Origin of the sequence: Streptomyces sp. LX-29, assembly GCF_029541745.1 — a bacterium.
In the GTDB taxonomy this organism is placed as follows: Bacteria; Actinomycetota; Actinomycetes; order Streptomycetales; family Streptomycetaceae; genus Streptomyces.
Genome location: NZ_CP089746.1, coordinates 2294011 through 2318688, shown reverse-complemented (window position 1 = coordinate 2318688; position 24678 = coordinate 2294011). Strand labels below are relative to the sequence as shown.

Genomic DNA, 24678 nt, shown 5'->3' with positions numbered 1-24678 from the left:
GCGCCGCCGACGGTCGACGGGCGGACAGGCCGACGGGCCCCCGGCTCCGGCCGTGCGCCGGAGTCGGGGGCCCGTCGGGCATGGAGGGTGGTGACGCCCTCGCGGGACGGCTACGCGTCGCCGGCCGGGGGCGTGGCCCACTCGACGAGCTCGACCGGGACGCCGTTGGGGTCGGCGACCATGAACAGGCGCTCGCCCCAGGGCTCTTCGCGCAGCGGCAGGGTGATCGGGACCCCGGCGGCGCGCAGCCGGTCCTGGTGGGCCTCGAGGCCGGTCACGGTGAAGGCGACGATGATCCCCCGGCTGGTCTGCTCACGCAGGTCGTCGGGGAGGACGGGGAGGCCGCGCCGGTGGATGGCGAGGCTGACGCCGCCGTCCGGGTGGGTGAGCGAGACGAATCCGTCCGCCGCCATGGCCTCGGCGTAGCCGAAGTGCGTGATGAAGAAGTCGCGCGAGGCGGCCACGTCGTCGACGGTCAGGCAGACGGTGGAGGTGGTGATGTTGATGGCTGGCTCCTCGATGCGGTGCGGTGCGGTGCGTGCGGTGCGGGCGGTGCTCGTGCGGGGCTTGCTCGGGTGGCGCGGTCCGCCGTGACGGGTGACGGGCGCGGCGACCGTCGTCAGGGCGTCCGGCGGGGGAGGTGGGTGGTCCGCGGCGCCGCGTTCCTCATGCGGGTCGGCTGCGTGAACTCCCGGCGGCGACGGGGTGCGGGCCGGAGCGGGCCCGTTCCGCCGTCCTGACCGGCGAGGAACGCCGTGACGGTGGCGGAGAGGTCGCTGCTGGAGTGCTGCATACGGTGGTTCCCTTCGTTAAAACTTGCGACGGACGTAAAGTTAGCCCGGACATACCCAGTGCGTCAAGCGAAAAGTTACGTCGGGTATAAAGTTTTTTCATGGCCACCGAACACATGGGACTGCGCGAGTCCAAGAAGCAGGAGACCAGGCAGCTGATCTCCGACCACGCCACCCGACTCTTCCTCGCCCAGGGCTTCGAGGACACGACCATCGCCGAGATCGCCACCGCGGCCCGCGTCGCCAAGAAGACCGTCACCAACTACTTCCCGCGCAAGGAAGACCTCGCCCTGGACCACCACGAGGAGTTCACCGCCGGCCTGGCGCGCACCGTCGCCGGACGCGAGGCGGGCGAGTCCGCCCTGACCGCCCTGCGTCGGGCCTTCCTCGAGGCCGTGGAGCGGCAGGATCCCGTCGCCGGCTTCGCCGGCCCGGCGTTCTCCCGCATGATCGCGGACAGCCCCACCCTCACCGCCCGCCTCCGCGACCTGCACGACCAGCGGGAAGAGGCCCTCGCCCGGGAGCTCGCCGAGACCACCGGCGCGGGCCCCGACGACATCGCCCCACGGGCGGCGGCGGCCCAGCTCGGCGCCGCGCATCGGCTGCTGTTCACCCGCATCCAGGAGCTGACCCTCGCGGGGCAGGGCGACGCGCGGATCGCGGACACCGTCGCTGCCGAGGCCGCCCACGTCTTCGGCCTGCTCGAACCGACCCTCGGCCGGTACGCCACCGGCTGAGGCGACGGGACACGGAAAAGGCGGTGTCCGGCGTCTACTGAGGTGTGAGTTCCGGCCATAACCTCCGCTGGCATGACCATCTCACGCAGATCGTTGATGACAGGATTCACCGCCGGGCCGCTGGCCGCCGCCGTGGCGGGCGTCTCGCTGCCCGGCACCGCGATGGCCGCCCCTGGTGGCGACTACCGCATCGCCGGACGCGTCCGGCCCCGTGAGCGGCGCCTGGGCCGGACGTCCTACCGGGCGTCGATCGCGGGCCTGGCCGGCATCCTGGCCAAGGTCTCCCAGGATCAGGTGCTCGCGAACGCCAACCGCACCGGCGGGTTGGTGGAGACCGCCGAGGGTCGCGCCAACATCGCCGAGGAGTACGCCTACGGCTTCCACTGGGACGTGGCTCATGACCAGCAGAGAGCTGAGTGGCGTCCGCAGGGGGTCACCACGTCGTACGACGACTTCGGCGGGGGCTCCACGCTCTACGTCTCCTGGTACGCCCGCGGCGCCGTGAAGGAGCACGGGGCGCGGATCAGCATCGTCGGCTGGCGCGCCGGGGCGCCGCTCAGGTACCGGCACGTCCTGCTGGTGGAGCCGTACCGGGACTCCGCGGGCCGGTACACGTACGCTCCCGTCGACACCCACGCCGGCGGCATCGCCGCGTACGGCGGCTACCTGTACGTCGCCGACACGTACAAGGGCTTACGCGTCTTCGACCTCAGCACCATCCTCGTGGCCAGGGACGACCGCGCGGAGTGGATCGGACTGCACGGTAACGGAGACGCCGGCGACTACTACTCCTACGGCTACAAGTACCTCCTGCCCCAGGTCGGCGCCTACGACAACGCCGGCCGCCGGCTGCGCTTCTCGGCCGTGTCCGTCGACCGGACGACCTCGCCGCACTCGCTGCTGGTCAGTGAGTACGACGAGGACGGCAGGCCCAGGCCGAACGCCGTCCGCTGGCCGCTGGCGCCGGGCTGGAACGACCAGACCGGACGCCTGGCTGCCACCGAGGTCCACGCGATCGGCCAACGGCAGGTGCAGGGCGCGGCGAGCGTCGACGGCACCTACTACCTCTCCGTCAGCGCCGGCCAGAGCCGGCGCGGACGGCTGATGGCATGGCGGCCGGAAAGCGGCGCGCCCCAAACCCGCAGCCGCCTGTCCGCCGGCCCCGAGGACCTGAGCTACGACGGCCGCGACCGGGTGGTGTGGACCGTCGGCGAGTACGACCACTTCCGCTACGCCTACGCGGTCGACCCCACCGCCTGACCGCTCCTCGGCCGTACCCCGGCCCTACACCAGGCTGTCCCGCCACGCCCGGTGGAGCTCCGCGAAGCGGCCCCGTCCTGCGATGAGCTCCTCCGGGGTGCCGTCCTCCACGACGCGGCCGCCCTCCATCACCAGCACCCGGTCGGCGATCTCCACCGTGGAGAGCCGGTGCGCGATGACCACGGCGGTGCGGCCGCGCAGGACGGTGTGCATGGCCTGCTGCACCGCCCGCTCGCCGGGGATGTCGAGCGAGGAGGTGGCCTCGTCGAGGATGAGGACGGCGGGGTCGGCCAGCAGCGCCCGGGCGAAGGCGACCAGCTGCCGCTGGCCCGCCGAGATGCGGCCGCCCCGCTTGCGCACATCGGTGTCGTAGCCGTCCGGCAGCGCGGTGATGAAGTCGTGCGCGCCGATCGCCTTCGCCGCCCGCTCGAGCTCCGCACGGGTGGCGTCGGGGCGGCCGATGGAGATGTTGTCGGCGACGCTGCCGGAGAACAGGAACGCCTCCTGGGTCACCATCACCACCCCGCGCCGCAGCTCGGGCGTGGCGAGCTCGCGGAGGTCGACGCCGTCCAGCAGCACCCGGCCCTCGGTGGGGTCGTAGAACCGGGCCAGCAGCTTGGCCAGGGTGGACTTGCCGGCGCCGGTCGAGCCGACGACCGCCACCGTCTGCCCCGCGGGAAGGGTCAGCGCGAAGCGCGGCAACACCTCGCCGCCCGTGCGGTAGGCGAACCGCACGTCCTCGAAGACGACCTGGCGGCCCGGGTGGCCGGCCGGCCGCTCGGGCAGCTCCCGGGGGGTCGCCGGCTCGGGCACCGAAGGACGCTGCGCCAGCAGGCCGGCGATCTTCTCCAGCGAGGCGGCGGCCGACTGGTAGGAGTTGAGGAACATCCCCAGCCGGTCGATCGGGTCGTACAGCCGCCGCAGATACATCGCCGCCGCGGCCAGCACGCCCAGCGCCAGCTCCCCGTCGGCCACCCGGTAGGCGCCCCAGAGCACGATCGCCGCCAGCGCGGCGTTCGCGACCAGGCGCGAGGTCACCACATAGCGGGCCATCTCCAGGATCGAGTCCCCGTTGATCCGCTCGTGCCGCTGGTTCAGCTCCCGGAACTCCGCGTCGTTCGACCGCTCGCGGCGGAACGCCTGCACCGGTCGGATCCCGTTCATCGTCTCGGTGAACTTCACGATCACCGCCGCGATGGCCGTGGACCGCTTCTCGTAGACCCGCTTCGAACGCCGCTGGAAGGACCGTACGAGCAGATACAGCGGCCAGAACGACAGCACGGCGGCGGCGCCCAGACCCCAGTCCAGGTAGATCAGGGTGAGGCTGATGTAGACCACCGAGAGCGCGACGCCCAGCAGCTCCTCGAGCCCCTCGCTCAGCAGCTCGCGCAGCGACTCCACATCGGTCGTGGCCCGCGAGATCAGCCGCCCCGAGGTGTACCGCTCGTGGAAGTCCACGCTCAGCGCCTGCGAGTGACGGAAGATCCGACCCCGCAGGTCCAGCAGCACGTCCTGGCTGACCCGCGCGGCGACCCGGATGAAGAGGTACTGGAGACCGCCCGAGGCCGCGGCGCACCCCAGGTACGCCGCGGTCACCGCGATCAGCGGGCCGTTGGCGTCATGGCGCAGGGCCGGCACCGCGCGGTCGATCGCGTACGCCACCAGCAACGGCCCCGCCTGCATGGCGGCCTGCTGGAGCAGCAACAACAGCGCCGCCACCCACACCCGCCGGCGGTGCGGCGCCAGCAGCGATGTCAGCAGCGCGCGCGAGGCGCCCTCGGGTGTGGGGAGGGCGTCGTGGTCGAACGGGTCGGTGGGCGCGTCGGCGCCCTCGGCGTCCCGGCCGTCCCGGGCGGGGGCCGAGGTGTCGGCGGAGGTCGTGGTCATCGGTCGGTGTCCCCCTTCTGACCGGGGGTGCCGGACATCAGCGAGCGGTACTCCGCGCAGTCGCGCAGGAGTTCGTGGTGCGTTCCCACGGCGGCGACGCGGCCTTCGGACAGCAGCGCCACCCGGTCGGCGAGCAGGACGGTGGAGGGGCGGTGGGCGACGATGAGCGCCGTGGTGGTGGCGAGCACCTCGCGCAGCGCGGCCTCGACCAGGGCCTCCGTGTGCACGTCCAGCGCCGAGAGCGGGTCGTCGAGCACCAGGAAGCGCGGGCGCCCGACCACCGCGCGGGCCAGCGCCAGCCGCTGCCGCTGGCCGCCGGAGAGGCTCAGACCCTGCTCGCCGACCTGGGTCTCGGTGCCCTGCGGCAGGGCGTGGACGAAGTCCGCCTGGGCGATCCGCAGGGCCCGCGTGAGGTCCTCCGGGCCGGCGTCCTCCGCGCCCATCGCCACGTTCTCGCCCGCCGTGGCGGAGAACAGCGTCGGCTCCTCGAAGGCGACCGCGACCAGGCCGCGCAGCTCGTGGCGGCTGAGCGCGGTGATGTCCACCCCGTCCACGGTGATCCGGCCACTCGTCGGCTCGTGCAGCCGCGGCACGAGGGCGGTGAGCGTCGTCTTCCCGGACCCGGTCGCCCCCACCAGCGCCATCGTCTCCCCGGGCCGCACCCGGAGATCGACCCCCCGCAACACCGGCGGCTCCCCCCGCGGGGCGTCCGGGTAGCGGAAGCCGACCCCCTCGAAGCGCAGCCCGAGCGCCGTCTCGACGGCCGTCTCGCCGCTGGAACGCGCCGCACCGCTGGAAGGCGCCTTGTCACCGGAGCGCGTCCCGTCATCGGAGCGTGTCCCGCCGCCGTGGCTCGTATCGTCCCGTCGCGCGGCCGCCGCGTCGGCGGACGACGGCTCGGCCTCCGCCTCGTCCATCACCTCGAAGAAGCGGTCGGTCGCCGTGGCCGTGTCCTGGCTCATCGCCAGCAGGAAGCCGAGCGACTCCACCGGCCAGCGCAGCGCCAGCGCGATGGAGAGGAAGGCGACGAGGGAGCCGGCCGAGAGGTCGCCGTCGGCGACCCGCACGGTGCCCAGCAGCAGGGTGGCGCCGATGGCCAGCTCGGGCAGGGTCATGATGAGCGCCCAGATCGTGGCGAGCAGATGTCCCTTGCGCAGCTCGGTGGCGCGCAGCCGCTCGGCGAGGGAGCGGAAGGCCCGGGCCTGGCTGCGGTGCCTGCCGAAGCCCTTGGTGATGCGGATGCCGAGCACGCCCTCCTCGACCACCGTGGTCAGATCACCCACCTGGTCCTGGGCGGCGCGGGCGACCGCGGAGTACCGGGCCTCGAAGTAGGAGCAGACCACGATCAGCGGGACCACCGGAGAGAGCAGCACCACCCCGAGCGTCCACTCCTGCGCGAGCAGGATCGCGAAACCGGCCAGGACGGTCACGCCGTTGACGACCAGGAAGGTCAGCGGAAAGGCGAGGAAGAGCCGCACCAGCATCAGGTCGGTGGTCCCGCGCGACAGCAACTGCCCGGACGGCCAGCGGTCGTGGAAGGAGACCGGCAGCCGTTGCAGATGGCGGTAGAGGTCGGCCCGCATCGCCGCCTCGACCCCGGCCAGCGGGCGCGCCACCAGCCAGCGGCGCAGCCCGAACAGCCCCGCCTCGGCCAGCCCCAGCACCAGCAGCAGCGCCCCGCCCAGCCACACCCCGCCCGGATCCCCTTCCGCCACCGGGCCGTCCACCAGCCACTTCAGCACCAGCGGCATGACCAGGCTCAGACAGGAGGCGACGATCGCCACCCCCGCCGCCGTGAACAACCGCGCGCGCACGGGGCGTACGTACGGCCACAGCCGTAGCAGCGAGCGCACCACCGACCGTTGTCGGGGTGGTGCGGGCCGGTGGGCGGGGTCTGTCGCGGTCTCGGGTGAGTCACTCGTCGCAGCCATCAGCAGTGAGCGTACGGTTTGAGCCTGACACCGCTCACTCGGTTTTCCCGCCCGGGGCCGTGCCCGATTCGGCGCTCGGGGCCGTATCCGATTCCGCGCTCGGTGCCGCGTCCGGTGCCGAGTCCGGTGCCGCGTCCGAGTCCGGGCCGGGGACCGTCCCCGGCACCGGGGCGGCGGGCCGCTCCTCGGTCGGCAGCGCCCGAAACAGCAGGGCGGTGCGCCCCGGCAGCGTGAGGGGCCGCCCCGCGGGGTGCCGGGTGCCCGGCGCGGCCTCCTGCTCCTCCCGCCCGGTGTCGACGAGGAGTTCGTACTCCGCCGCCCACGGCGGGCCCGGAAGGGTGAAGCGGACCGGGGACGGGCCGGAGTGCAGCAGCACCAGGAAGCTGTCGTCGGTGACCGGGCCGCCGCGGGCGTCCCGCTGCGGGATGTCCCGCCCCGACAGGTACATCCCGAAGGCGGCGGGCGGCCCGTACCAGTCCCGCTCGGTCATCTCGGCACCGTGCGCGGTGAACCACGCCAGGTCGCGCAGCCCGTCCGGGGCCTGCGGCCGACCCGAGAAGAACGCCCGCCGGCGCAGCACCGGATGGGCCCGGCGCAGCGCGACCAGCCGCGCGGCGAGGTCGGTCAGCGCCCGCCAACCGGGGTCCTCCAGCAGCGTCCAGTCCACCCAGCCGACCTCGTTGTCCTGGCAGTAGGCGTTGTTGTTGCCGCCCTGGGTGCGCCCCATCTCGTCGCCCGCCACCAGCATCGGCACCCCGGTGGACAGCAGCAGCGTGGTGAGCAGGTTGCGCAACTGGCGGCGGCGCAGCGCCCGCACCCCCGGGTCGTCCGTCTCGCCCTCGGCCCCGCAGTTCCACGCGCGGTTGTCGTGGGTGCCGTCGCGGTTGCCCTCCCCGTTGGCCTCGTTGTGCTTGCGCTCGTAGGAGACCAGGTCGCGCAGGGTGAAGCCGTCGTGCGCGGTGACGAAGTTGACCGAGGCGTACGGCCGGCGGCCGCCCCAGGCGTACAGGTCGCTGGAGCCCGACAGCCGGTATCCCAGGTCCCGCACGTCCGGCAGGGCGCCGCGCCAGAAGTCCCGCACCGCGTCCCGGTAGCGGTCGTTCCACTCGGTCCACAGCGGGGGGAAGGCGCCCACCTGGTAGCCGCCGGAGCCCACGTCCCAGGGCTCGGCGATCAGCTTCACCCGGCGCAGCACCGGGTCCTGGGCGATGACGGCCAGGAAGGGGGAGAGCATGTCGACGTCGTGCATGGAGCGGGCCAGCGCCGCGGCCAGGTCGAAGCGGAAGCCGTCCACGCCCATCTCCGTGACCCAGTACCGCAGCGAGTCGGTGATGAGGCGCAGCACCTGCGGCTGCACCACGTGGAGGGTGTTGCCGCAGCCGGTGTAGTCGGCGTAGCGGCGCGGGTCGTGCTGGAGCCGGTAGTAGCCGCGGTTGTCGATGCCGCGCAGCGAGAACGTCGGGCCCAGCTCGCCCGCCTCGGCGGTGTGGTTGTAGACCACGTCGAGGATCACCTCGATGCCGACCGCGTGCAGCGCCCGCACCATCCGCCGGAACTCCCCGACCTGCTGCCCGCGGGTGCCGGAGGCGGCGTACCCGGCGTGCGGGGCGAAGTAGGCGATCGAGTTGTAGCCCCAGTAGTTGCGCAGGCCGCGGCGGAGCAGATGGTCCTCGTGGGCGAACTGGTGCACCGGCAGCAGCTCCACGGCGGTCACCCCGAGCCGGGTGAGGTGCTCCAGCGCGGCCGGATGCGCGAGCCCCGCGTAGCTGCCGCGCAGCTCCGGCGGGATGTCGGGGTGGCGCCGGGTGAAGCCGCGCACATGCAGCTCGTAGATGACGGAGTCGGCCCACGGCGTCTTCGGCCGCCGGTCGTCCATCCACTCGTCCGGACCGTCGGACGGGTCGTCGTGCACCACCACGCCTTTGGGGACGTACGGGGCCGAGTCCCGCTCGTCCCGGACGGTGTCGGCGACGTGCTGCTGCGGCCAGTCGCGCACATGGGCGTAGACCTCCGGGGGCAGCGGGCCGCCCCCGCTGCCGAACTCGCCGTCCACGGCGCGGGCGTACGGGTCGAGCAGCAGCTTCGCCGGGTTCCAGCGGGCCCCGGTCCACGGGTCCCAGCGGCCCCGCACCCGGTAGCCGTACCGCTGACCGGGCAGTACCCCGGGCACGAAGCCGTGCCAGATCTCATGGGTCAGCTCGGTGAGTGGGCGGCGCGTCTCGCGGCCGTCGTCGTCGAACAGGCACAGCTCCACCCCTTCGGCGCCGCCGGCCCACAGCGCGAAGTTCGTCCCCAGCGCCCCGTCGGGCCCCCTCCGCACCCGAGCCCCCAGCGGCTGCGGGCTGCCCGGCCAGACGGTCGGCCGCCGCGCGACGGCGTCGGGCCCCTCGGCGCCGCGCGGCGCGGGCACGGCCGGGACCACCGGTCGGGGCCGCCCGTTGGCCGCGACCGTCGCCGGGGCGGGTCCGGTCCGCGACGGCTCCGCCGCCACGACGCCCCGACCGGCCGTGCCACCCCCGGAGCCCTCCCCGGCCGGGCCCGCGAGCGACCTGTCCGCGCCGACTCCGGTCGCACCGGCTCCGTCCAGGGCGGCCCGGTCCGCGACGACCCCGCCCGCGCCGGCTGGGCGGGCACCGGGTGCTTCGGCGGCTCCGTCCACGGTGCTCTCGCCCGCGCGGGCTCCCCTCGCGTCCGCCCCGACCGTCCCGGCGCCCGCCGGCGGCGTCCCGTCGGTACGGGGGTCGTGGCCGTGCGGTGCGTCCGCGCGACCCGCGCCGTCCGCGGGCGGCACACCCCGCGCTGTCGTCCCGTGCTCGGCTGCGCTCGTCACCTGGTCGCCTCCGGCGGCTCGCGGCTCGGCTCCGCGGCCCGTCGTCGCCAGGCCGGGGAGGGCGGGGCGGACACCGCCGAGAGCCCCATCGCCGTCACGCCGCCGGGCGCGGCCCGCCTGGCGTCCCGTGCCGGCGGGTCCGTTCCCGTCCTCATCCACTGTTCTGCCCACAACGGCCAGGGCTTCACCCCGGGTCGGCGGCTGGTGGAGTGGTGGCTCGTTGCCCGCGGTGGGGGGTGGTCGTTGGGTGGGGCGTGTGGAGTCGAGTGGGTGAAGGGGCGTGGGGGCGGGGGCGGGTGACGGGCCTGCGGCGGCGCGCGGGCTGGATCGCGGGAGCGCTGCTGGCGCTCGCCGGGTGCGGGTTGGCGCACTTCGGCGGGGGCGCGGTGGTTCCGCCCGAGGAGGCGATCCGGATCACGCCGGGGGACGGGGCCCGTGCGGTGCGGGCCGCGGCCCGGCTGGCGGTGACGGTGCCGGACGGACGACTGGAGCGGGTGCGGGTCACGCGCACCGAGGACGGCGGCGAGGCGGTGCCGGTGGCCGGGCGGCTGACGGCGCACGGCCGGGACTGGCGCCCGCGGGAGCCGCGGCTCATGCTCGGTGCGAGATACGCGGTGGAAGCGGTCGCCGTCGACGGGCGCGGCCGGCGCGTCGCGCGGCACACCACCTTCACCACCGTGGTCCCCCGGCACCGGTTCATCGGCTACTTCACCCCGGAGCACCGCTCCACCGTCGGCACCGGGATGATCGTCTCCTTCTCCTTCACCCGGCCGATCACGGATCGCGCCGCCGTCGAACGCGCCATCAGGGTGACGGCCCGTCCGCACACGGAGATCGCCGCCCACTGGTTCGGCGCCGACCGGCTCGACTTCCGACCGCGGCGCTACTGGCGCCCGGGCACCGAGGTCACCGTCGACCTGCGGCTGCGGGATGTGCGGGGCGCTGCCGACGCGTACGGCATCCAGCGCAAAAAGGTGCGTTTCTCCATCGGTCGTTCGCAGGTGAGCACCGTGGACGCGGTCGACCACACCCTGACCGTGCGGCGGGAGGGCCGGCCCCCGGCCGTGCTGCCGGTCTCGACGGGGGCGGCGGGCCACGAGACCTACAACGGGCGGATGGTGGTGATGGAGCGACTGGAGATGACCCGGATGAACGGCTCAACGGTCGGATTCGGTGGCGAGTACGACATCTCGGACGTTCCGCACGCGCTCCGGCTGACCTCCTCCGGAACGTTCCTGCACGGCAACTACTGGGCCACTCCCGGCACCTTCGGGGCGTTCAATACCAGCCACGGCTGTATCGGGCTGCGCGATGTGCGCGGCGGGGGCGAGCGGACCGCGGCGGGCTGGTTCTACGGGCAGTCACTGGTCGGGGACGTGGTCGAGGTGGTCAACTCCCGGGGCCACCGGGTGGCTCCGGACAACGGACTGGGTGGCTGGAACCTGTCCTGGCCGGAGTGGCTGAAAGGCTCCGCCCTGAGTTGACCGGCGCAGCGCCGGCGGCCTTGATCTTCGCGCTGCTCACTTGGGACTGAACGGTGACATCGGGGGACGGTTCACCATCCCGCCCGTGTGGTTATCTATCGCCAGGCGCGGCCTGACCGCGTTGTCATCGGGTTGCCGCGGGGGGCGCGGGGCCATGGAGGGGAGAAGGCCGTAGTGAAGGTGCGACGAATACCGGCCACGCGGGGCCGCAGAGGACTGTCCGCGTTGGCACTGGGGACGTTGCTGGCGCTGACGACCGCGTGCGGCGGGGACGGCGGCTCCGACGACGACAAGAAGGGCGGCGGCTCGGGCGGCGACAAGAACGCCCCCTCCCAGGCGGTGCTGACCCTGGCTCCCAAGGACGGCGCGGCCGACGTCGCCACCCGCGGGGCGCTCAAGGTGGCCGTCGCCAAGGGCACGCTGACCTCGGTGAAGGTCGCCGACTCCAAGGGGCGGAAGGTCGCGGGCAAGATCTCCACGGACGGTCGCAGCTGGACGCCCTCGACCCATCTGGGCACCGCCACCGAGTACACCGTGGACGCGGTCGCCAAGGACGCGGACGGACGCCAGGCGGCCAGGCACGCCACCTTCACCACGCTGTCCCCCGAGAACACCTTCACCGGCTTCTTCACCCCGGAGGACGGCTCCACGGTCGGCGTCGGGATGCCGGTCTCGCTGCGGTTCAGCCGCGGCATCACCGACCCGGCGGCGGTCGAGAAGGCCGTCTCGGTCACCGCCGAGCCGGCGGTGCCGCTGGAGGGGCACTGGTTCGGCAACGACCGCCTGGACATCCGGCCCGAGAAGTACTGGGCGCCGGGCACCAAGGTGACCGTGAAGATGGCGCTCGACGGAGTCGAGGGGAGGCCGGGCGTCTACGGCACCCAGCGCAAGACCGTGCGCTTCACCATCGGCCGCGGTCAGGTCAGCGTCGTGGACGCCGAGGCCAAGACGATGACCGTCAAGCGGAACGGCAAGGTCGTCAAGACCATCCCGATCACCTCCGGGGCGCCGGGCACCGAGACCTACAACGGACAGATGGTCATCAGTGAGAAGCACGAGGTGACCCGGATGAACGGCGCGACCGTCGGCTTCGGCGGCGAGTACGACATCAAGGACGTGCCGCACGCCATGCGGCTCTCCACCTCGGGCACCTTCATCCACGGCAACTACTGGGCGGGCGCGTCGACCTTCGGGTCGGTCAACGCCAGCCACGGCTGCGTCGGTCTGCAGGACGCCCGCGGCGGCGGCGACAACGGCTCCCCCGGAGCCTGGTTCTTCAAGAACTCCATCCTCGGCGACGTGGTGGTGGTCAAGAACTCCAACGACAGCACCATCCAGCCGGAGAACGGCCTCAACGGCTGGAACATGTCCTGGCAGGAGTGGAAGGCCGGCTGACGGACGACCTCGGGGCGACGGCCCCGCGACGACGGGCCCGGTGCGTGTGACCAATCGCACCGGGCCCGCTGTCGTACCGACCGGAACCACGGCAGGTGAACGCGCGCTAACCTGCGCCCATGACTGTGAAGCTTGAGGTCGCCGAGGGCGTAGGAACCATCCGACTGGACCGTCCGCCGATGAACGCGCTGGACATCGCCACCCAGGACCGACTGCGCGAGCTCGCCGAGGAGGCCGGCCGCCGCGACGATGTGCGCGCGGTGGTCGTCTGGGGCGGCGAGAAGGTCTTCGCGGCCGGCGCGGACATCAAGGAGATGCAGCGCATGGACCACGCCGCGATGGTGGCCCGGTCCCGCGGTCTGCAGGACTCGTTCACCGCCGTCGCCCGCATCCCCAAGCCCGTCGTCGCCGCCATCACCGGCTACGCGCTCGGCGGCGGCTGCGAACTGGCGCTGTGCGCCGACTACCGGATCGCCGCCGACAACGCCAAGCTGGGGCAGCCGGAGATCCTGCTCGGTCTGATCCCGGGCGCCGGCGGCACCCAGCGGCTGGCCCGGCTGGTCGGCCCCTCCAAGGCGAAGGACCTCATCTTCACCGGCCGTCAGGTGAAGGCGGACGAGGCGCTCACGCTGGGCCTGGTGGACCGGGTGGTGCCGGCCGCCGAGGTCTACGAGGCGGCTCACGCCTGGGCCGCCAAGCTGGCCCAGGGGCCGTCGATCGCGCTGCGCGCGGCGAAGGAGTCCGTGGACGCCGGGCTGGAGACCGACATCGAGACCGGCCTCGCCATCGAACGGAACTGGTTCGCCGGGCTGTTCGCGAGCGAGGACAAGGAGATCGGCATGCGCAGCTTCGTCGAGGAGGGGCCGGGCAAGGCCAAGTTCCGCTGACGGACGGCGCGTTGCGCCGCTGACGCGGCGTGGTGACGAGGCGGCGAGCGACCCTGGGCGGGCCGCTCGCCGCCTCGTGTGCCCCGTGCGAGGGAATTATTTCGCCGCCCGGGCAACGGCCCGCGGCCGCCGCTCCGCACGCTGGGCGATCTTCTGTAAGCGGGGCGTCATCGCAGGTCAGGCGAGGTATCTCGGCTAGATGGCTGCCCCTGGCATATGTTGCAACCGCTGCGTGGGGGTTGCGGCAGGGCTGTTCGGAATCGCACGGATCCGCCCCCAAGCGGCCTCCGGGGCGGCCATGATGGGGGCATGGCGGGCTTGGAGGGAATGGAGCAGCCGCAGCGGCGCATGGGCACGGCCGCGGCGCGCGGGGTGTCGGCCGCTCCGGACGAGTTGGCGCTGCGGGCGCTGGACGTGTTCGGGAATCCGATGGTCGACGAGGTGCGGCTGCCCTCCCGACCCGAGTCCGCGTCCACCGCGCGCCGGCTGACCGAGATGGTGGTGGCCCGTCACTGGGGGCTCTCCGGCGAGGTCGCCGAGCATGCCGTGCTGCTCGTCTCGGAGCTGGTCGGCAACGCCGTGCGGCACACCGGGGCCCGCGCCTTCGGCCTGCGGCTGCTGCGCCGTCGGGGCTGGCTGCGGATAGAGGTCCGCGACCCCTCGCGCGGGCTGCCCTGCCTGATGCCGGTGGCGCCGCTGGACATCAGCGGGCGCGGGCTGTTCCTGGTGGACGAGCTCTCCGAGCGCTGGGGTGTGGATCTCTTACCCCGCGGCAAGACCACCTGGTTCGAGATGCGGGTCGCGGCGGAGCGCTGAGCGAGCGGCGTGCCCGAGGGGACGCCTCAGGGGGTTGCGCCGGGGGCGCCTTCGGGAAAGCGGAGAAAGCGAAGAGGCCCCTGCGCCGGAGTGCTTGGGTTCTAGTGGTCGTCGCAACACCCCAGCTCAGGGGATGCGATGGACTTCAAGATCCGTGAGAGCCGCAAGGAACAGGGGCCCCGGAAGCTGCACCGGGAACGGGAGGAATACTTCCGGCTCGTGCAGCTGGGATTTGGCAACGTAGAAGCGAGCCGACGCGTCGGCGTCAACCCTCGGACCGGCCGTGAATGGCGTAACGGTCGGCCCGAGGGCCGCAAGAAGCGGCCGAGGCCGCCCGCGCATCTGGTGCGGGCGGCCTCCGCGCCATCCCGGTACCTCTCGGAGGCCGACCGGATCCACATCGCCGACCGGTTGCGGGAGAAGGCCACCGTCCGCACGATCGCGGCCGAGCTGGGCCGCAGCCCGTCCACGGTCAGCCGGGAGATCCGCCGCAACCGGCACCCGGTGGGCGGCCAGTACCGGCCGCACGCGGCCCAGGCCCGGGCCGATGCCCGCCGGCCCCGCCCCAAGCCGGGGAAGATCGGCCGGAACACCGCACTGCGGGACTTCATCCAGGACGCTCTGGACCTGAAGTGGAGTCCGGAGCAGATCTGCGAGAGTCTGCGCCGGACGTTCCCTGACCGGCCGGAGATGCACGTGGTCCACGAAACGATCTACCAGGCCCTCTACGTCCAGGGCCGCGGCGAACTACGCCGCGAGCTGGCCCGAGCCCTGCGTTCGGGACGCGCCCGGCGCATGCCACGCCGCCAGGCCCAGCAGCGGCAGCCTCGTTTCTCCACCCCGATGGTCATGATCAGCGAGCGTCCGGCCGAGGCAGAGGACCGGGCGGTGCCCGGCCACTGGGAGGGCGACCTGATCATCGGCAAGGACAACGGCTCCGCGATCGGCACCCTGGTCGAACGCGCGACCCGCTACGTGATGCTCCTGCACCTGCCCGAGGGCCGCAGCGCGGAACTCGTCCGCGACGCCCTCGTGACAACCGTGAAGACCCTCCCTGCACACCTGGTGCGCTCGCTGACCTGGGACCAGGGCTCGGAGATGGCCGCCCACGGCGCGTTCACCCTCGCCACCGACATCCCGGTCTACTTCTGCGACCCGGCCAGTCCCTGGCAGCGCGGCTCGAACGAGAACACGAACGGCCTGCTGCGGCAGTACTTCCCCAAGGGCACCGACCTGTCCACCCACAGCCGCGAGCACCTCGACGCCGTCGCCGCCGAACTCAACGGCCGCCCACGCAAAACGCTCGGCTGGGAAACCCCAGCCGAGCGCCTGCATAAACTGCTCGCGGCCTGATCAACACGACCACGTGTTGCAACGACCCCTAGAAACCGCCGTGCGGCGGTCGGGGCCTCTGCGTGCGCGCCGCGGATCGTTAGGGGTGTGATCCGCGGCGGCGAAAGCGACCGAGCCCGGGTCAATGGGGGTCGCTGGTTCCGACTATTGCAGACGCACTGCGCCATTTCAAAAGGGCATCTGCGTCCGTTCTCGAATAGATCGGACATTCCGCTGAGCAATCCAAGGTGAGGTGAGCCACGCGCCTTATTAATGGCAGGTAGCTACGCGGTGTATCGCGCGATTCGCTAATGAAGCTTGATTGTTTCTCATGTTGATCCGCGAATGGTCTAGACCTGAAGAGGGGTATTTCCCTCACTCTTGTGTCGCAGCAATCCTTGGCATGCCCCCGTCGAATGCTCACGATGAGAGGCATCGGCAACGCATCGGGAGCCCCCCATGGACATGCGTCACACAGACATGCCTCAACCCCATCCCTCACGCCGCCGGCTGCTGCGCTCGGGCGCGGGCCTCGGCGCCGCCGCGCTCGGCCTCGGCGCGGCCACCGCGAACGCGGCGAGCGCCGCGCGGGCGGACGGTTCCACCCCCGGCGACCCCGGCCCGGGCGGGAACGCGGGCTATCCCCCCACCCACTGGATCCCGGCCAGCACCGCCAACTACACGGTGTCCAGCCGCCCCACGGCCTATCCGATCGACCGCATCGTCGTCCACGTCACCCAGGAGACCTTCCAGAACGCCCGGCGGATCTTCCAGAACCCGGCGAAGAAGGTGTCCGCGCATTACATGCTGGCCTCGGCGGACGGTTACATCGGCCAGTTCGTCCGCGAGAAGGACATCGCCTGGCACGCGGGGAACTGGGGGTACAACACGCGCAGCATCGGCATCGAGCACGAGGGCTGGATCGACAAGCCCGAGTACTTCACCGACGTGATGTACCGACAGTCCGCCGCGCTCACCGCCGCCATCTGCGCCCGCTACTCGATCCCCGCCACCCGCTCCCGCATCATCGGCCACAACGAGGTCCCCGGGACCACCCACACCGATCCCGGCCCCTACTGGGACTGGGATCGCTACCTGGATCTGGTCAACGGCTAACCTGTGCGAGTTCAGACAACGCACAACGAAGGGGCGGAACAGTGGCGGACATCGAAGAGGCGCGCCGGGCGTTCGACAGGTTCGACGTCAACGGGGACGGGCTGATCACCGCGGTGGAGTACAAGAGCGTCATGGCGCAGCTGGGTGACCCGTACGTCACGGAGACCGTCGCTCAGGCCGTCATCAACTCCCACGACTCCAACGGCGACGGCCTGCTGTCCTTCGAGGAGTTCTGGGCGGCCCAGAGCAAGGGCTGACGCCATACGGAGGCACGGCCGCGACGCGTCGCGCGACGGCGCGAGCACCATCGTCGTGCCGCCGACCTCCGGCCCCACGGCGGCGCGGCGGCGCCTCAGCGCCAGCCGCGCCGCTGGGCGCTGGCCCGTCTGCGCCGGTCGTTGCAGAGCAGACAGCGCCCGTAGCCCGGCGGCAGCGGGTCCTCCTTGTCCCCGTACAACGGGTCGACGGCCCCGCGCGGGTGCTCCGCACAGCCCGTGGCGCCGTGCCCGGCGCCCAGCGCCCCGGCGGCCGCCAGGGCGCGCCGCAGCGCCTCGGCCAGTTGCTCCGCCTCATGGGGGCTCGGGGCGGCCTCCAGAGAGAAGGCGATGTCCGATGCCGTGTTCAGCGCGCTCTGGAGTTCGCGCAGGTCTGCGTAACCCATACGACGAGCCTAGGGCCACCCACTGACAACGCCCCTTCCTCGGGGTGGCGCCCGGCCCGCCCCGGGAGCGCCGGCGCGCTAGCCCGCCGCCCAGGCCCGCATCCGCTCCCGGTCGGGGAAGTCCGCGACGTCCTTGTCCAGCGGCACGTCGGTGTACTGGTGGATCAGCCAGTCGGCCTCGATCCGCGGCCGGCCCGCCGTGACGTAGTCGGCGATCCACAGGCCGTCCCCGGCGTACGAGGTGGCGTCGTACTGGAGCCAGAAGTGGCGGTTGCAGTAGAGCAGCACCCGGTGGTCCGGCCGGAGCTTCTTCACCTCCCGGATGAAGCGGTCCTTCTCGGCGTTGCCGGCGCGGGTGCCGGCGCCGGTGGTCTCCCAGTCCACGGCCAGGAGGTCGCCGGGGCGGGCCGGGGACTCGCGGGTGAAGTGGCGCGCCTGCTCGACGATGTGGCCGGGCCACAGGAAGTGGTAGAAGCCCACCACGCAACCGGCCTTCCGCGCCCGACGCGCCTGCGCGGCCTGCCGCGGATTGACATACGTGCGGCCCTCGGTGGCCTTGATGATCACGAAATCCACCCCGTCCGTGTCGAACGAGGACTGATGCGAACTGACGTCGATGCCATGCAGCATGGGGCTGCCTCCCGTGGGGGGATATGGGGGTAGGGCGATATGCCGGACCTCCCCGGGGCGGGGAAGAGCGCAGGGGGTACCGGTGGGGGTGGGGGTGGGTGGGGAGGGCAGGGCTTCTTCCGGTTGTGCCCGGTGAGGGGCGGTGTGCAACGCCACCACCGAAGCCCGTGAGGGGCGTTCCGGGCACGCCTTGCGCGGGTTCCGTCAACATTCGACGCCGCTGAGGCCGCGGGTGGTAAGCAGCCGCGCGCGACCCGGGCGGGCGAACGCCCTCGGGTGGGGGCGCTGTCGGCGGGAGCCCGCGAAGATCCGTTACTGTCTGACCGGGACCCGTCAGGCCGGCGGGCGCGGAATGGCGTGACGTGAGCGGGGGCCGGGGAAGTCATGGGGGCGGGCTGCGGGGGTTTTCTGGCGTTGCCGTTCGTCCTCGCGCTGACGATCTTCGCGCCGAGCCGGGTGGACCGGACCGACGATCCGCTGATCACCCGGGCGCATGTCGCCCGTACCGCCGTCGGCGTCGCCGCCACCCTGTGGATGGTCTACGTCTATCCGATGCGGCAGTCCGCGACGGACTTCGCCAAGGACAGGTTCACCGAGGTCTTCCTCAGCGCCGGCGTGCTGGTCGTCGCCGGTCCGATCGCCCTGATCGCCTTCCTCGTCGCCGCCCGCCCCCCGCTGCGCTCCCTCTATCTGAACCGCGTGGGCCGGCCGCTGCTGGCCGTCGCGGCGTTCTGCGCCTGGCCGGTGGTGCTGTGGTGGCTGATCGCCGAGGGCGGCCTGGAGTTCGCGAAGGGCTTCGGCATCCTGCTCTTCGTCGTCTACCCGCTCACCCTCGTCGCCGCGCTGTTCGTGCTGCTCTTCGGCCTGGGCGCGATCGTCTTCTCGGTGCACTTCACCTTCCGCGCCGCCGATGTGCACGAGATCCTGCCGCCGCTGCTGGCACCCGTCCTGGTGTGGACCATGTTCGGCTTCCAGCTCCTCGACGACTCGCCGGTCGCCGCCCCGCCCGCCGTCCAGCTGCTCTTCCTGATCGCCCCGCCGGTCTCCGTCACCGCGCTCTCGGTCTGGGAGGTCCGCCGGCTGCGCACCCACCACGGCATCACCCTGCGCCGCGCCCTGCACCGGGACCGGCCGCGTACGGCATGACCTGACAACGGCGACGGCCGCGCCCGGCATCGCGAGGACGCCGGGCGCGGCCGTGGAAACCGCGGTGGAGGGGCTGAGCGGGCTCAGCACTCGATGACGTTCACCGCCAGACCGCCGCGCGCCGTCTCCTTGTACTTGACCTTCATGTCGGCGCCGGTCTCCTTCATGGTCTTGATGACCTTGTCGAGGGAGACATGGTGCCGGCCGTCGCCGCGCAGGGCCATGCGGGCGGCGGTGACGGCCTTGGCGGCGGCCATGCCGTTGCGCTCGATGCAGGGGATCTGGACCAGGCCGCCGACCGGGTCGCAGGTCAGACCGAGGTTGTGCTCCATGCCGATCTCGGCGGCGTTCTCCACCTGCTCGGGGGAGCCGCCGAGGACCTCGGCGAGGCCGCCGGAGGCCATGGAGCAGGCGGAGCCGACCTCGCCCTGGCAGCCGACCTCGGCGCCGGAGATCGAGGCGTTCTCCTTGAAGAGCATGCCGATGGCGCCCGCGGCGAGCAGGAAGCGGACGATGCCGTCCTCGTCCGCGCCGGGCACGAAGTTCATGTAGTAGTGCAGCACGGCCGGGATGATGCCGGCGGCGCCGTTGGTCGGGGCGGTGACGACCCGGCCGCCGGCCGCGTTCTCCTCGTTCACGGCCATGGCGTAGACCGTGATCCACTCCATGTTGCGGGCCTGCGGGTCACCCTCGGCGCGCAGTTGGCGGGCGGTGCTGGCGGCGCGGCGGCGGACCTTGAGGCCGCCGGGGAGGATGCCCTCGCGGGACATGCCGCGGGAGACGCAGCCCTGCATGACGCGCCAGATCTCCAGGAGGCCCTCGCGGATCTCCTCCTCGGTGCGCCAGGCCTTCTCGTTCTCCATCATCAGCGCGGAGATCGACAGTCCGGTGTCGCGGGAGAGGCGCAGCAGCTCGTCGCCGGTGCGGAAGGGGTACTTCAGGACGGTGTCGTCGAGGACGATCCGGTCCGCGCCGACGGCGTCCTCGTCGACCACGAAGCCGCCGCCGACCGAGTAGTAGGTCTTCTCCAGCAGCGGGGCGCCGGCCTCGTCGTAGGCGAAGAGGGTCATGCCGTTGGCGTGGTACGGCAGCGAACGGCGGCGGTGCAGGATCAGCTGGGTCGACTCGTCGAAGTCGATCTCGTGGTCGGTGCCGATCTCGGCGCCGAGCAGTCGCAGCCGCTTGCTGGTGCGGATGCGCTCGACCTCGTCGTCGGCGATCTCGACGTCGACGGTGCGGGGGGAGTGGCCCTCCAGGCCGAGCAGGACGGCCTTGGGGGTGCCGTGCCCGTGGCCGGTGGCGCCGAGGGAGCCGAAGAGCTCCGCTCGGACCGCGGCCGTCTGGGCGAGCAGGCCGTCCTTCTTCAGCCGGCCCACGAACATGCGGGCGGCCCGCATCGGGCCCACCGTGTGGGAGCTGGACGGGCCTATGCCGATCGAGAAGAGATCGAAGACGGAGATGGCCACGGTGGCGGACTCCCTTGTCTGCTAGTGGGTGGTGCTGGTGGTGCGGAGGGTGCCGGTGTTGCGGCAGTGTGGGGGGATACGGGGCACCCTGCACACTCCAGTGTGCGGGGTGCCCCGTGGTGCTTGTTACCCCGGGTCGGTTACAGACCGGGGTACAGCGGGTGCTTCTCGGCCAGCGCCGCGACCCGGGCCTTGAGCGGCTCGGTGTCGTGGGTGGGCTTCAGGGCCTCGGCGATGATGTCGGCGACCTCGCGGAAGTCGTCGGCGGTGAAGCCCCGGGTGGCCAGCGCCGGGGTGCCGATCCGCAGGCCGGAGGTGACCATCGGCGGGCGCGGGTCGTTCGGGATGGCGTTCCGGTTGACCGTGATGCCGATCTCGTGCAGCCGGTCCTCGGCCTGCTGGCCGTCCAGCTCGCTGTTGCGCAGGTCGACCAGGACCAGGTGCACATCGGTGCCGCCGGAGAGGACCGAGACGCCGTGCTCCTTGACGTCGTCCTGGACCAGACGCTCGGCGAGGATCCGCGCGCCCTCCAGGGTGCGCAGCTGGCGCTCCTTGAACTCCTCGGACGCCGCGACCTTGAAGGAGACCGCCTTCGCCGCGATCACGTGCTCCAGCGGGCCGCCCTGCTGACCCGGGAAGACCGCCGAGTTGATCTTCTTGGCGAGCTCCTGGGTGGACAGGATCACACCGCCGCGCGGGCCGCCCAGCGTCTTGTGGGTGGTGGTGGTCACGACGTGGGCGTGCGGCACCGGGTTCGGGTGCAGCCCGGCCGCGACCAGACCGGCGAAGTGCGCCATGTCGACCATCAGGTACGCGCCGACCTCGTCCGCGATCCGGCGGAAGGCGGCGAAGTCCAGCTGGCGCGGGTAGGCGGACCAGCCGGCCACGATCAGCTTCGGCTTGGACTCCTTGGCCAGCCGCTCGACCTCGTCCATGTCGACCCGGCCGGTCTCGTCCACGTGGTAGGCCACCACGTTGTAGAGCTTGCCGGAGAAGTTGATCTTCATGCCGTGGGTCAGGTGGCCGCCGTGGGCCAGGTCCAGACCCAGGATGGTGTCGCCCGGCTTGAGCAGCGCGAACATCGCCGCCGCGTTGGCCTGGGCGCCCGAGTGCGGCTGCACGTTGGCGGCCTCGGCGCCGAAGAGCGTCTTGATCCGGTCGATGGCGATGCGCTCGACGACGTCGACGTGCTCGCAGCCGCCGTAGTAGCGGCGGCCCGGGTAGCCCTCGGCGTACTTGTTGGTGAGAACCGAGCCCTGGGCCTCCATGACGGCGACCGGAGCGAAGTTCTCCGAGGCGATCATCTCCAGGGTGGACTGCTGACGGTGGAGCTCGGCGTCGACGGCGGCGGCGACGTCCGGATCGAGCTCGTGCAGGGAGCTGTTGAGAAGCGACATCAGGTTCCCGATCTGGTCAGATGAGGGTGCGTACGGTCAGCTGCCGGAGAACTCGGCGTACTCGTCGGCGGAGAGCAGGTCGGCCGGGGCCTCCTCCGTCAGCTTCACCTTGAACAGCCAGCCGCCCTCGAAGGGGGCGGAGTTCACCAGCGAGGGGTCGTTGACGACGTCCTCGTTGACCTCGGTGACCTCGCCGGTCACCGGGGAGTACAGATCGCTCACCGACTTGGTGGACTCGAGCTCGCCGCAGGTCTCACCGGCGGTCACCGTGGCGCCGACCTCGGGGAGCTGGACGTAGACCACGTCACCGAGCGCGTTGGCCGCGTGCTCCGTGATGCCGACCGTCGAGACGCCGTCCTCGGCGGCCGACAGCCACTCGTGCTCCTTGCTGTAGCGAAGCTGCTGGGGGTTGCTCATGACCTGATTCTCCTGGATAGGGCGGGGTGGTCGTGCCACGTCTTGACAGGTGGGACAGAGGGGTGCGAGCGCAGACCGGTGCAAAGGCTGCGAACGTCACAGAAGCGAACGTACGGAAGCGTCAGCGCTGGCGCTTGTAGAACGGCAGCGCCACGACCTCGTACGGCTCATGGGCGCCGCGGATGTCCACGCCGACACCCTCCGTACCCGGGGCGGCGTGCGCGGCGTCGACGTACGCGATCGCGATCGGCTTGCCGAGGGTCGGGGACGGGGCACCGGAGGTGACCTCGCCGACCACCTCGCCGCCGACCACCACCGGGTAGCCGGCGCGCGGCACCCGGCGGCCCGCGGCGATCAGCCCGACGAGCTTGCGCGGCGGGTTGGCCGCGGCCCGCTCGGCCGCCGACTCCAGGGCCGCGCGGCCCACGAAGTCGCCCTCCTTGTCGAACTTGACCACGCGGCCCAGCCCGGCGTCGAAGGGGGTCGTGGCGGTGGTGAGCTCGTGCCCGTACAGCGGCATGCCCGCCTCCAGGCGCAGCGTGTCCCGGCAGGACAGCCCGCAGGGCACCAGGCCGGCGTCCGCGCCCGCCTCGGTCAGCGCCTGCCACAGCCGCTCCGCGTCGGCCGGCGCCACGAACAGCTCGAAGCCGTCCTCGCCGGTGTAGCCGGTCCGCGCGATCAGCACGGAGACGCCGGCGACGGTGCCCGGCAGGCCCGCGTAGTACTTCAGTCCGTCCAGGTCGGCGTCGGTCAGCTGCTTCAGGATGCCGGGGGACTCCGGACCCTGCACCGCGATCAGCGCGTAGGCGTCCCGGTCGTCCCGCACCACGGTGTCGAAGCCGGCCGCCCGCTCGGTCAGCGCGTCCAGCACCACCTGGGCGTTGGAGGCGTTGGCGACGACCATGTACTCCTCGTCGCCGAGGCGGTAGACGATCAGGTCGTCGAGGATGCCGCCCTCGGCGTCGCAGATCATGGTGTAGCGGGCGCGGCCGACGGCCAGCGCCGACAGGTGGCCCACCAGGGCGTAGTCCAGCGCCTGCCCGGCCTGCGGGCCGGTGAGGGTGATCTCGCCCATGTGCGAGAGGTCGAAGAGCCCCGCGTGGGTGCGCACCGCGTTGTGCTCGTCACGCTCGCTGCCGTAGCGCAGCGGCATGTCCCAGCCGGCGAAGTCGGTCATGGTCGCGCCGAGCGCGCGGTGCAGTGCGTCGAGTGCGGTGAGACGTGGGGCGTCGGTCATGGTTCGTTGCTCCCAGGCGAGGAGTGGCGTCGGTGACTTCTCCCCATCTGTCATCGGAACCTGAGAGCTTCACCGTGACCCGGTCGAACGCGAAGCGACGCGTACGGAGGGGTCCGGCTTGCACCTTCGGCGGAGCCACGGCGGCGGCTCGCTTTTCAGATCTGCCTCGCCCACGCGGTATCGGTGCCTGAGAGATTCAAGGGAGGCTTGCTCCTTCGGCGCCCCGGTGCGCGGCACGGACGGCCGGGCCGGGGACTCTCCCGCGCGGATTCATGCGGCCGGTATGGAGTTGCGGTTGAGCTGCGCGCACATCATCGCACGTATGAGCGTGAAGGGAACCCCCCACCCGGGTGCGATCTGCCACGGTCCCCGGAGACCGCCTTGTCCGTCATTACCTTTGCTTGACACTCTTCGGGTAGGCGGACGTGAACGGACCTTGGAGGTCGATCACCGTGCAGGGGCACCGTTCGGACCAGACCACGACCGCGGACACCCCTCTGTCCCCGGGCCGAACACCCGCGCGCCACGGGGGGCGCACCGTCAGACCGGGCCGGGGAGCGGCCGTCCACGACCTGCGCGCCGGGCACCCCGCCCGGGAGCTGCGCTACCCGGCCGGTGACCTCGTCGTCGCCTCCGGGCTGCCGGGCAGCGGCAAGAGCACCCTGATGAAGCGGACCGTGGCCGGCCTGGACCTGCGCGGCGAGGCCGTCTGCCGGGTGGACTCGCAGGACACCCGCGAACGCTGGCAGCGCCGGCTGCCCGACTGGCTGCCGTACGTGGTCTACCGCCCCCTGGTGCGCTGCGCGCACTACGCCCGGCTGCGCCGCGCGGTGCGCTCCGGCGCCAGCGTGGTGGTGCACGACTGCGGCCAGCTGGTGTGGGTGCGCCGCTGGCTGGCCCGGCGCGCGCGGCGGCAGGGCCGCCGGCTGCACGCGGTGCTGCTGGACGTGTCACCCGCGGTGGCGTTGGCCGGGCAGAGCGCGCGCGGCCGCGCGGTCTCCGGTTACGCCTTCGGGCGGCACCGGCGCGCGATGGCACGGCTGCTCGAAGCGGCGGAGGTCGGCCGGCCCCCGCACGGCTGCTCCTCCGCGGTGCTGCTGGACCGCGCGGCCGTGGACGCGCTGGAGACCATCGGCTTCGACTGAGCGCGGACCTCGACCGGGCGCGCCCCGGGGCGGGTGCCGGTCTCGGCGCCGGACGGCCCGACGCACGAGCCGCGGCCATGGCCGGTGGCCGGACGGCGAGGCGCGTCCGGAGA

At 72.3% G+C, this 24678-nt stretch carries 22 protein-coding genes and 1 riboswitch; of the genes, 11 read left to right on the top strand and 11 right to left on the bottom strand.

Annotated features, from left to right (window positions below; genetic code table 11):
- Window positions 1-110: 110 nt before the first annotated feature.
- Both LRS74_RS09790 and LRS74_RS09785 read right to left on the bottom strand, forming a co-directional pair.
- Window positions 111-479 carry a VOC family protein gene (locus LRS74_RS09790; protein WP_347178193.1) on the bottom strand — a complete coding sequence of 123 codons (369 nt, stop codon included), beginning with the start codon at window positions 477-479 and terminating at the stop codon, window positions 111-113.
- Between the two features lie 140 nt (window positions 480-619).
- A complete protein-coding gene (locus LRS74_RS09785) occupies window positions 620-793 on the bottom strand; it encodes a hypothetical protein (RefSeq protein WP_277740636.1) in 174 nt (57 codons plus the stop codon).
- Between the two features lie 99 nt (window positions 794-892).
- Between LRS74_RS09785 and LRS74_RS09780 the strand changes: the two genes are divergently transcribed.
- Both LRS74_RS09780 and LRS74_RS09775 read left to right on the top strand, forming a co-directional pair.
- Entirely contained in the window at window positions 893-1528 is a 636-nt protein-coding gene (locus tag LRS74_RS09780) for a TetR family transcriptional regulator (protein ID WP_277740635.1), read from the top strand.
- A 72-nt stretch (window positions 1529-1600) separates the two neighbouring features.
- A complete protein-coding gene (locus LRS74_RS09775; protein WP_277740634.1) occupies window positions 1601-2788 on the top strand; it encodes a hypothetical protein in 1188 nt (395 codons plus the stop codon).
- 24 nt (window positions 2789-2812) lie between these two features.
- On the opposite strand, the gene LRS74_RS09770 is transcribed toward LRS74_RS09775, so the two are convergent.
- Genes LRS74_RS09770 through glgX form a run of 3 tightly spaced genes read right to left on the bottom strand, consistent with a single transcriptional unit; the run spans window position 2813 to window position 9016 of the window.
- Window positions 2813-4675 carry an ABC transporter ATP-binding protein gene (locus LRS74_RS09770; RefSeq protein ID WP_277740633.1) on the bottom strand — a complete coding sequence of 621 codons (1863 nt, stop codon included), beginning with the start codon at window positions 4673-4675 and terminating at the stop codon, window positions 2813-2815.
- Complete coding sequence (locus tag LRS74_RS09765) at window positions 4672-6606, bottom strand: ABC transporter ATP-binding protein (protein ID WP_277740632.1); 1935 nt, start codon at window positions 6604-6606, stop codon at window positions 4672-4674. Before LRS74_RS09765 ends, LRS74_RS09770 begins: the two co-directional genes overlap by 4 nt.
- 34 nt (window positions 6607-6640) lie before the next feature.
- A complete protein-coding gene (glgX, locus tag LRS74_RS09760) occupies window positions 6641-9016 on the bottom strand; it encodes a glycogen debranching protein GlgX (RefSeq protein WP_277744681.1) in 2376 nt (791 codons plus the stop codon).
- Between the two features lie 758 nt (window positions 9017-9774).
- Between glgX and LRS74_RS09755 the strand changes: the two genes are divergently transcribed.
- The 7 genes from LRS74_RS09755 (at window position 9775) to LRS74_RS09725 (ending at window position 16723) form a co-directional block, all read left to right on the top strand.
- Window positions 9775-10920: an Ig-like domain-containing protein gene (locus tag LRS74_RS09755; RefSeq protein ID WP_277744680.1), complete on the top strand. Its 1146-nt coding sequence runs from the start codon at window positions 9775-9777 to the stop codon at window positions 10918-10920.
- A 225-nt stretch (window positions 10921-11145) separates the two neighbouring features.
- Window positions 11146-12315 carry an Ig-like domain-containing protein gene (locus LRS74_RS09750; RefSeq protein ID WP_277740631.1) on the top strand — a complete coding sequence of 390 codons (1170 nt, stop codon included), beginning with the start codon at window positions 11146-11148 and terminating at the stop codon, window positions 12313-12315.
- A gap of 119 nt (window positions 12316-12434) precedes the next feature.
- The gene (locus tag LRS74_RS09745; RefSeq protein ID WP_277740630.1) at window positions 12435-13202 is read left to right on the top strand and encodes an enoyl-CoA hydratase-related protein; all 768 of its coding nucleotides are present in this window, start codon (window positions 12435-12437) and stop codon (window positions 13200-13202) included.
- Between the two features lie 309 nt (window positions 13203-13511).
- Complete coding sequence (locus tag LRS74_RS09740; protein WP_277740629.1) at window positions 13512-14018, top strand: ATP-binding protein; 507 nt, start codon at window positions 13512-13514, stop codon at window positions 14016-14018.
- Window positions 14019-14156: 138 nt separating this feature from the next.
- A complete protein-coding gene (locus LRS74_RS09735; RefSeq protein ID WP_277740628.1) occupies window positions 14157-15371 on the top strand; it encodes an IS30 family transposase in 1215 nt (404 codons plus the stop codon).
- A gap of 444 nt (window positions 15372-15815) precedes the next feature.
- Window positions 15816-16466, top strand: coding sequence for an N-acetylmuramoyl-L-alanine amidase (locus LRS74_RS09730; protein ID WP_277740627.1), 651 nt, complete (start codon window positions 15816-15818; stop codon window positions 16464-16466).
- A gap of 41 nt (window positions 16467-16507) precedes the next feature.
- Entirely contained in the window at window positions 16508-16723 is a 216-nt protein-coding gene (locus tag LRS74_RS09725; protein WP_277740626.1) for an EF-hand domain-containing protein, read from the top strand.
- 95 nt (window positions 16724-16818) lie between these two features.
- Here LRS74_RS09725 and LRS74_RS09720 read toward each other — a convergent pair whose 3' ends face one another.
- Together LRS74_RS09720 and LRS74_RS09715 are read right to left on the bottom strand one after the other, a co-directional pair.
- Window positions 16819-17127 carry a hypothetical protein gene (locus tag LRS74_RS09720; RefSeq protein ID WP_277740625.1) on the bottom strand — a complete coding sequence of 103 codons (309 nt, stop codon included), beginning with the start codon at window positions 17125-17127 and terminating at the stop codon, window positions 16819-16821.
- A 78-nt stretch (window positions 17128-17205) separates the two neighbouring features.
- Window positions 17206-17757: a GH25 family lysozyme gene (locus LRS74_RS09715; RefSeq protein WP_277740624.1), complete on the bottom strand. Its 552-nt coding sequence runs from the start codon at window positions 17755-17757 to the stop codon at window positions 17206-17208.
- Between the two features lie 414 nt (window positions 17758-18171).
- On the opposite strand from LRS74_RS09715, the gene LRS74_RS09710 reads away from it, so the two are divergent.
- Window positions 18172-18903 carry a hypothetical protein gene (locus tag LRS74_RS09710; RefSeq protein ID WP_277740623.1) on the top strand — a complete coding sequence of 244 codons (732 nt, stop codon included), beginning with the start codon at window positions 18172-18174 and terminating at the stop codon, window positions 18901-18903.
- Between the two features lie 83 nt (window positions 18904-18986).
- Here LRS74_RS09710 and LRS74_RS09705 read toward each other — a convergent pair whose 3' ends face one another.
- From LRS74_RS09705 to gcvT, 4 genes are all read right to left on the bottom strand, one after another.
- Complete coding sequence (locus LRS74_RS09705; protein ID WP_277740622.1) at window positions 18987-20369, bottom strand: L-serine ammonia-lyase; 1383 nt, start codon at window positions 20367-20369, stop codon at window positions 18987-18989.
- Window positions 20370-20509: 140 nt separating this feature from the next.
- Window positions 20510-21766: a serine hydroxymethyltransferase gene (gene glyA, locus LRS74_RS09700; protein WP_277740621.1), complete on the bottom strand. Its 1257-nt coding sequence runs from the start codon at window positions 21764-21766 to the stop codon at window positions 20510-20512.
- A 36-nt stretch (window positions 21767-21802) separates the two neighbouring features.
- Window positions 21803-22183: a glycine cleavage system protein GcvH gene (gene gcvH, locus LRS74_RS09695; protein WP_144381626.1), complete on the bottom strand. Its 381-nt coding sequence runs from the start codon at window positions 22181-22183 to the stop codon at window positions 21803-21805.
- Between the two features lie 121 nt (window positions 22184-22304).
- Window positions 22305-23420: a glycine cleavage system aminomethyltransferase GcvT gene (gene gcvT / locus LRS74_RS09690; RefSeq protein WP_277740620.1), complete on the bottom strand. Its 1116-nt coding sequence runs from the start codon at window positions 23418-23420 to the stop codon at window positions 22305-22307.
- Window positions 23421-23585: 165 nt separating this feature from the next.
- Window positions 23586-23693: riboswitch (glycine riboswitch) on the bottom strand.
- 173 nt (window positions 23694-23866) lie between these two features.
- Between gcvT and LRS74_RS09685 the strand changes: the two genes are divergently transcribed.
- Window positions 23867-24565 (top strand): ATP-binding protein, encoded by a 699-nt coding sequence (locus LRS74_RS09685; RefSeq protein WP_277744679.1) that lies wholly within the window; start codon window positions 23867-23869, stop codon window positions 24563-24565.
- Window positions 24566-24678: the final 113 nt, after the last annotated feature.

What these genes read in the sequence shown, in the direction of transcription:
- LRS74_RS09785 (WP_277740636.1), bottom strand. Translation starts at nt 793, where the DNA reads ATGCAGCACTCCAGCAGCGACCTCTCCGCCACCGTCACGGCGTTCCTC.
- LRS74_RS09780 (WP_277740635.1), top strand. Translation starts at nt 893, where the DNA reads ATGGCCACCGAACACATGGGACTGCGCGAGTCCAAGAAGCAGGAGACC.
- LRS74_RS09775 (WP_277740634.1), top strand. Translation starts at nt 1,601, where the DNA reads ATGACCATCTCACGCAGATCGTTGATGACAGGATTCACCGCCGGGCCG.
- LRS74_RS09770 (WP_277740633.1), bottom strand. Translation starts at nt 4,675, where the DNA reads ATGACCACGACCTCCGCCGACACCTCGGCCCCCGCCCGGGACGGCCGG.
- LRS74_RS09765 (WP_277740632.1), bottom strand. Translation starts at nt 6,606, where the DNA reads ATGGCTGCGACGAGTGACTCACCCGAGACCGCGACAGACCCCGCCCAC.
- LRS74_RS09745 (WP_277740630.1), top strand. Translation starts at nt 12,435, where the DNA reads ATGACTGTGAAGCTTGAGGTCGCCGAGGGCGTAGGAACCATCCGACTG.
- LRS74_RS09740 (WP_277740629.1), top strand. Translation starts at nt 13,512, where the DNA reads ATGGCGGGCTTGGAGGGAATGGAGCAGCCGCAGCGGCGCATGGGCACG.
- LRS74_RS09735 (WP_277740628.1), top strand. Translation starts at nt 14,157, where the DNA reads ATGGACTTCAAGATCCGTGAGAGCCGCAAGGAACAGGGGCCCCGGAAG.
- LRS74_RS09730 (WP_277740627.1), top strand. Translation starts at nt 15,816, where the DNA reads ATGCGTCACACAGACATGCCTCAACCCCATCCCTCACGCCGCCGGCTG.
- LRS74_RS09720 (WP_277740625.1), bottom strand. Translation starts at nt 17,127, where the DNA reads ATGGGTTACGCAGACCTGCGCGAACTCCAGAGCGCGCTGAACACGGCA.
- LRS74_RS09715 (WP_277740624.1), bottom strand. Translation starts at nt 17,757, where the DNA reads ATGCTGCATGGCATCGACGTCAGTTCGCATCAGTCCTCGTTCGACACG.
- glyA (WP_277740621.1), bottom strand. Translation starts at nt 21,766, where the DNA reads ATGTCGCTTCTCAACAGCTCCCTGCACGAGCTCGATCCGGACGTCGCC.
- gcvH (WP_144381626.1), bottom strand. Translation starts at nt 22,183, where the DNA reads ATGAGCAACCCCCAGCAGCTTCGCTACAGCAAGGAGCACGAGTGGCTG.
- gcvT (WP_277740620.1), bottom strand. Translation starts at nt 23,420, where the DNA reads ATGACCGACGCCCCACGTCTCACCGCACTCGACGCACTGCACCGCGCG.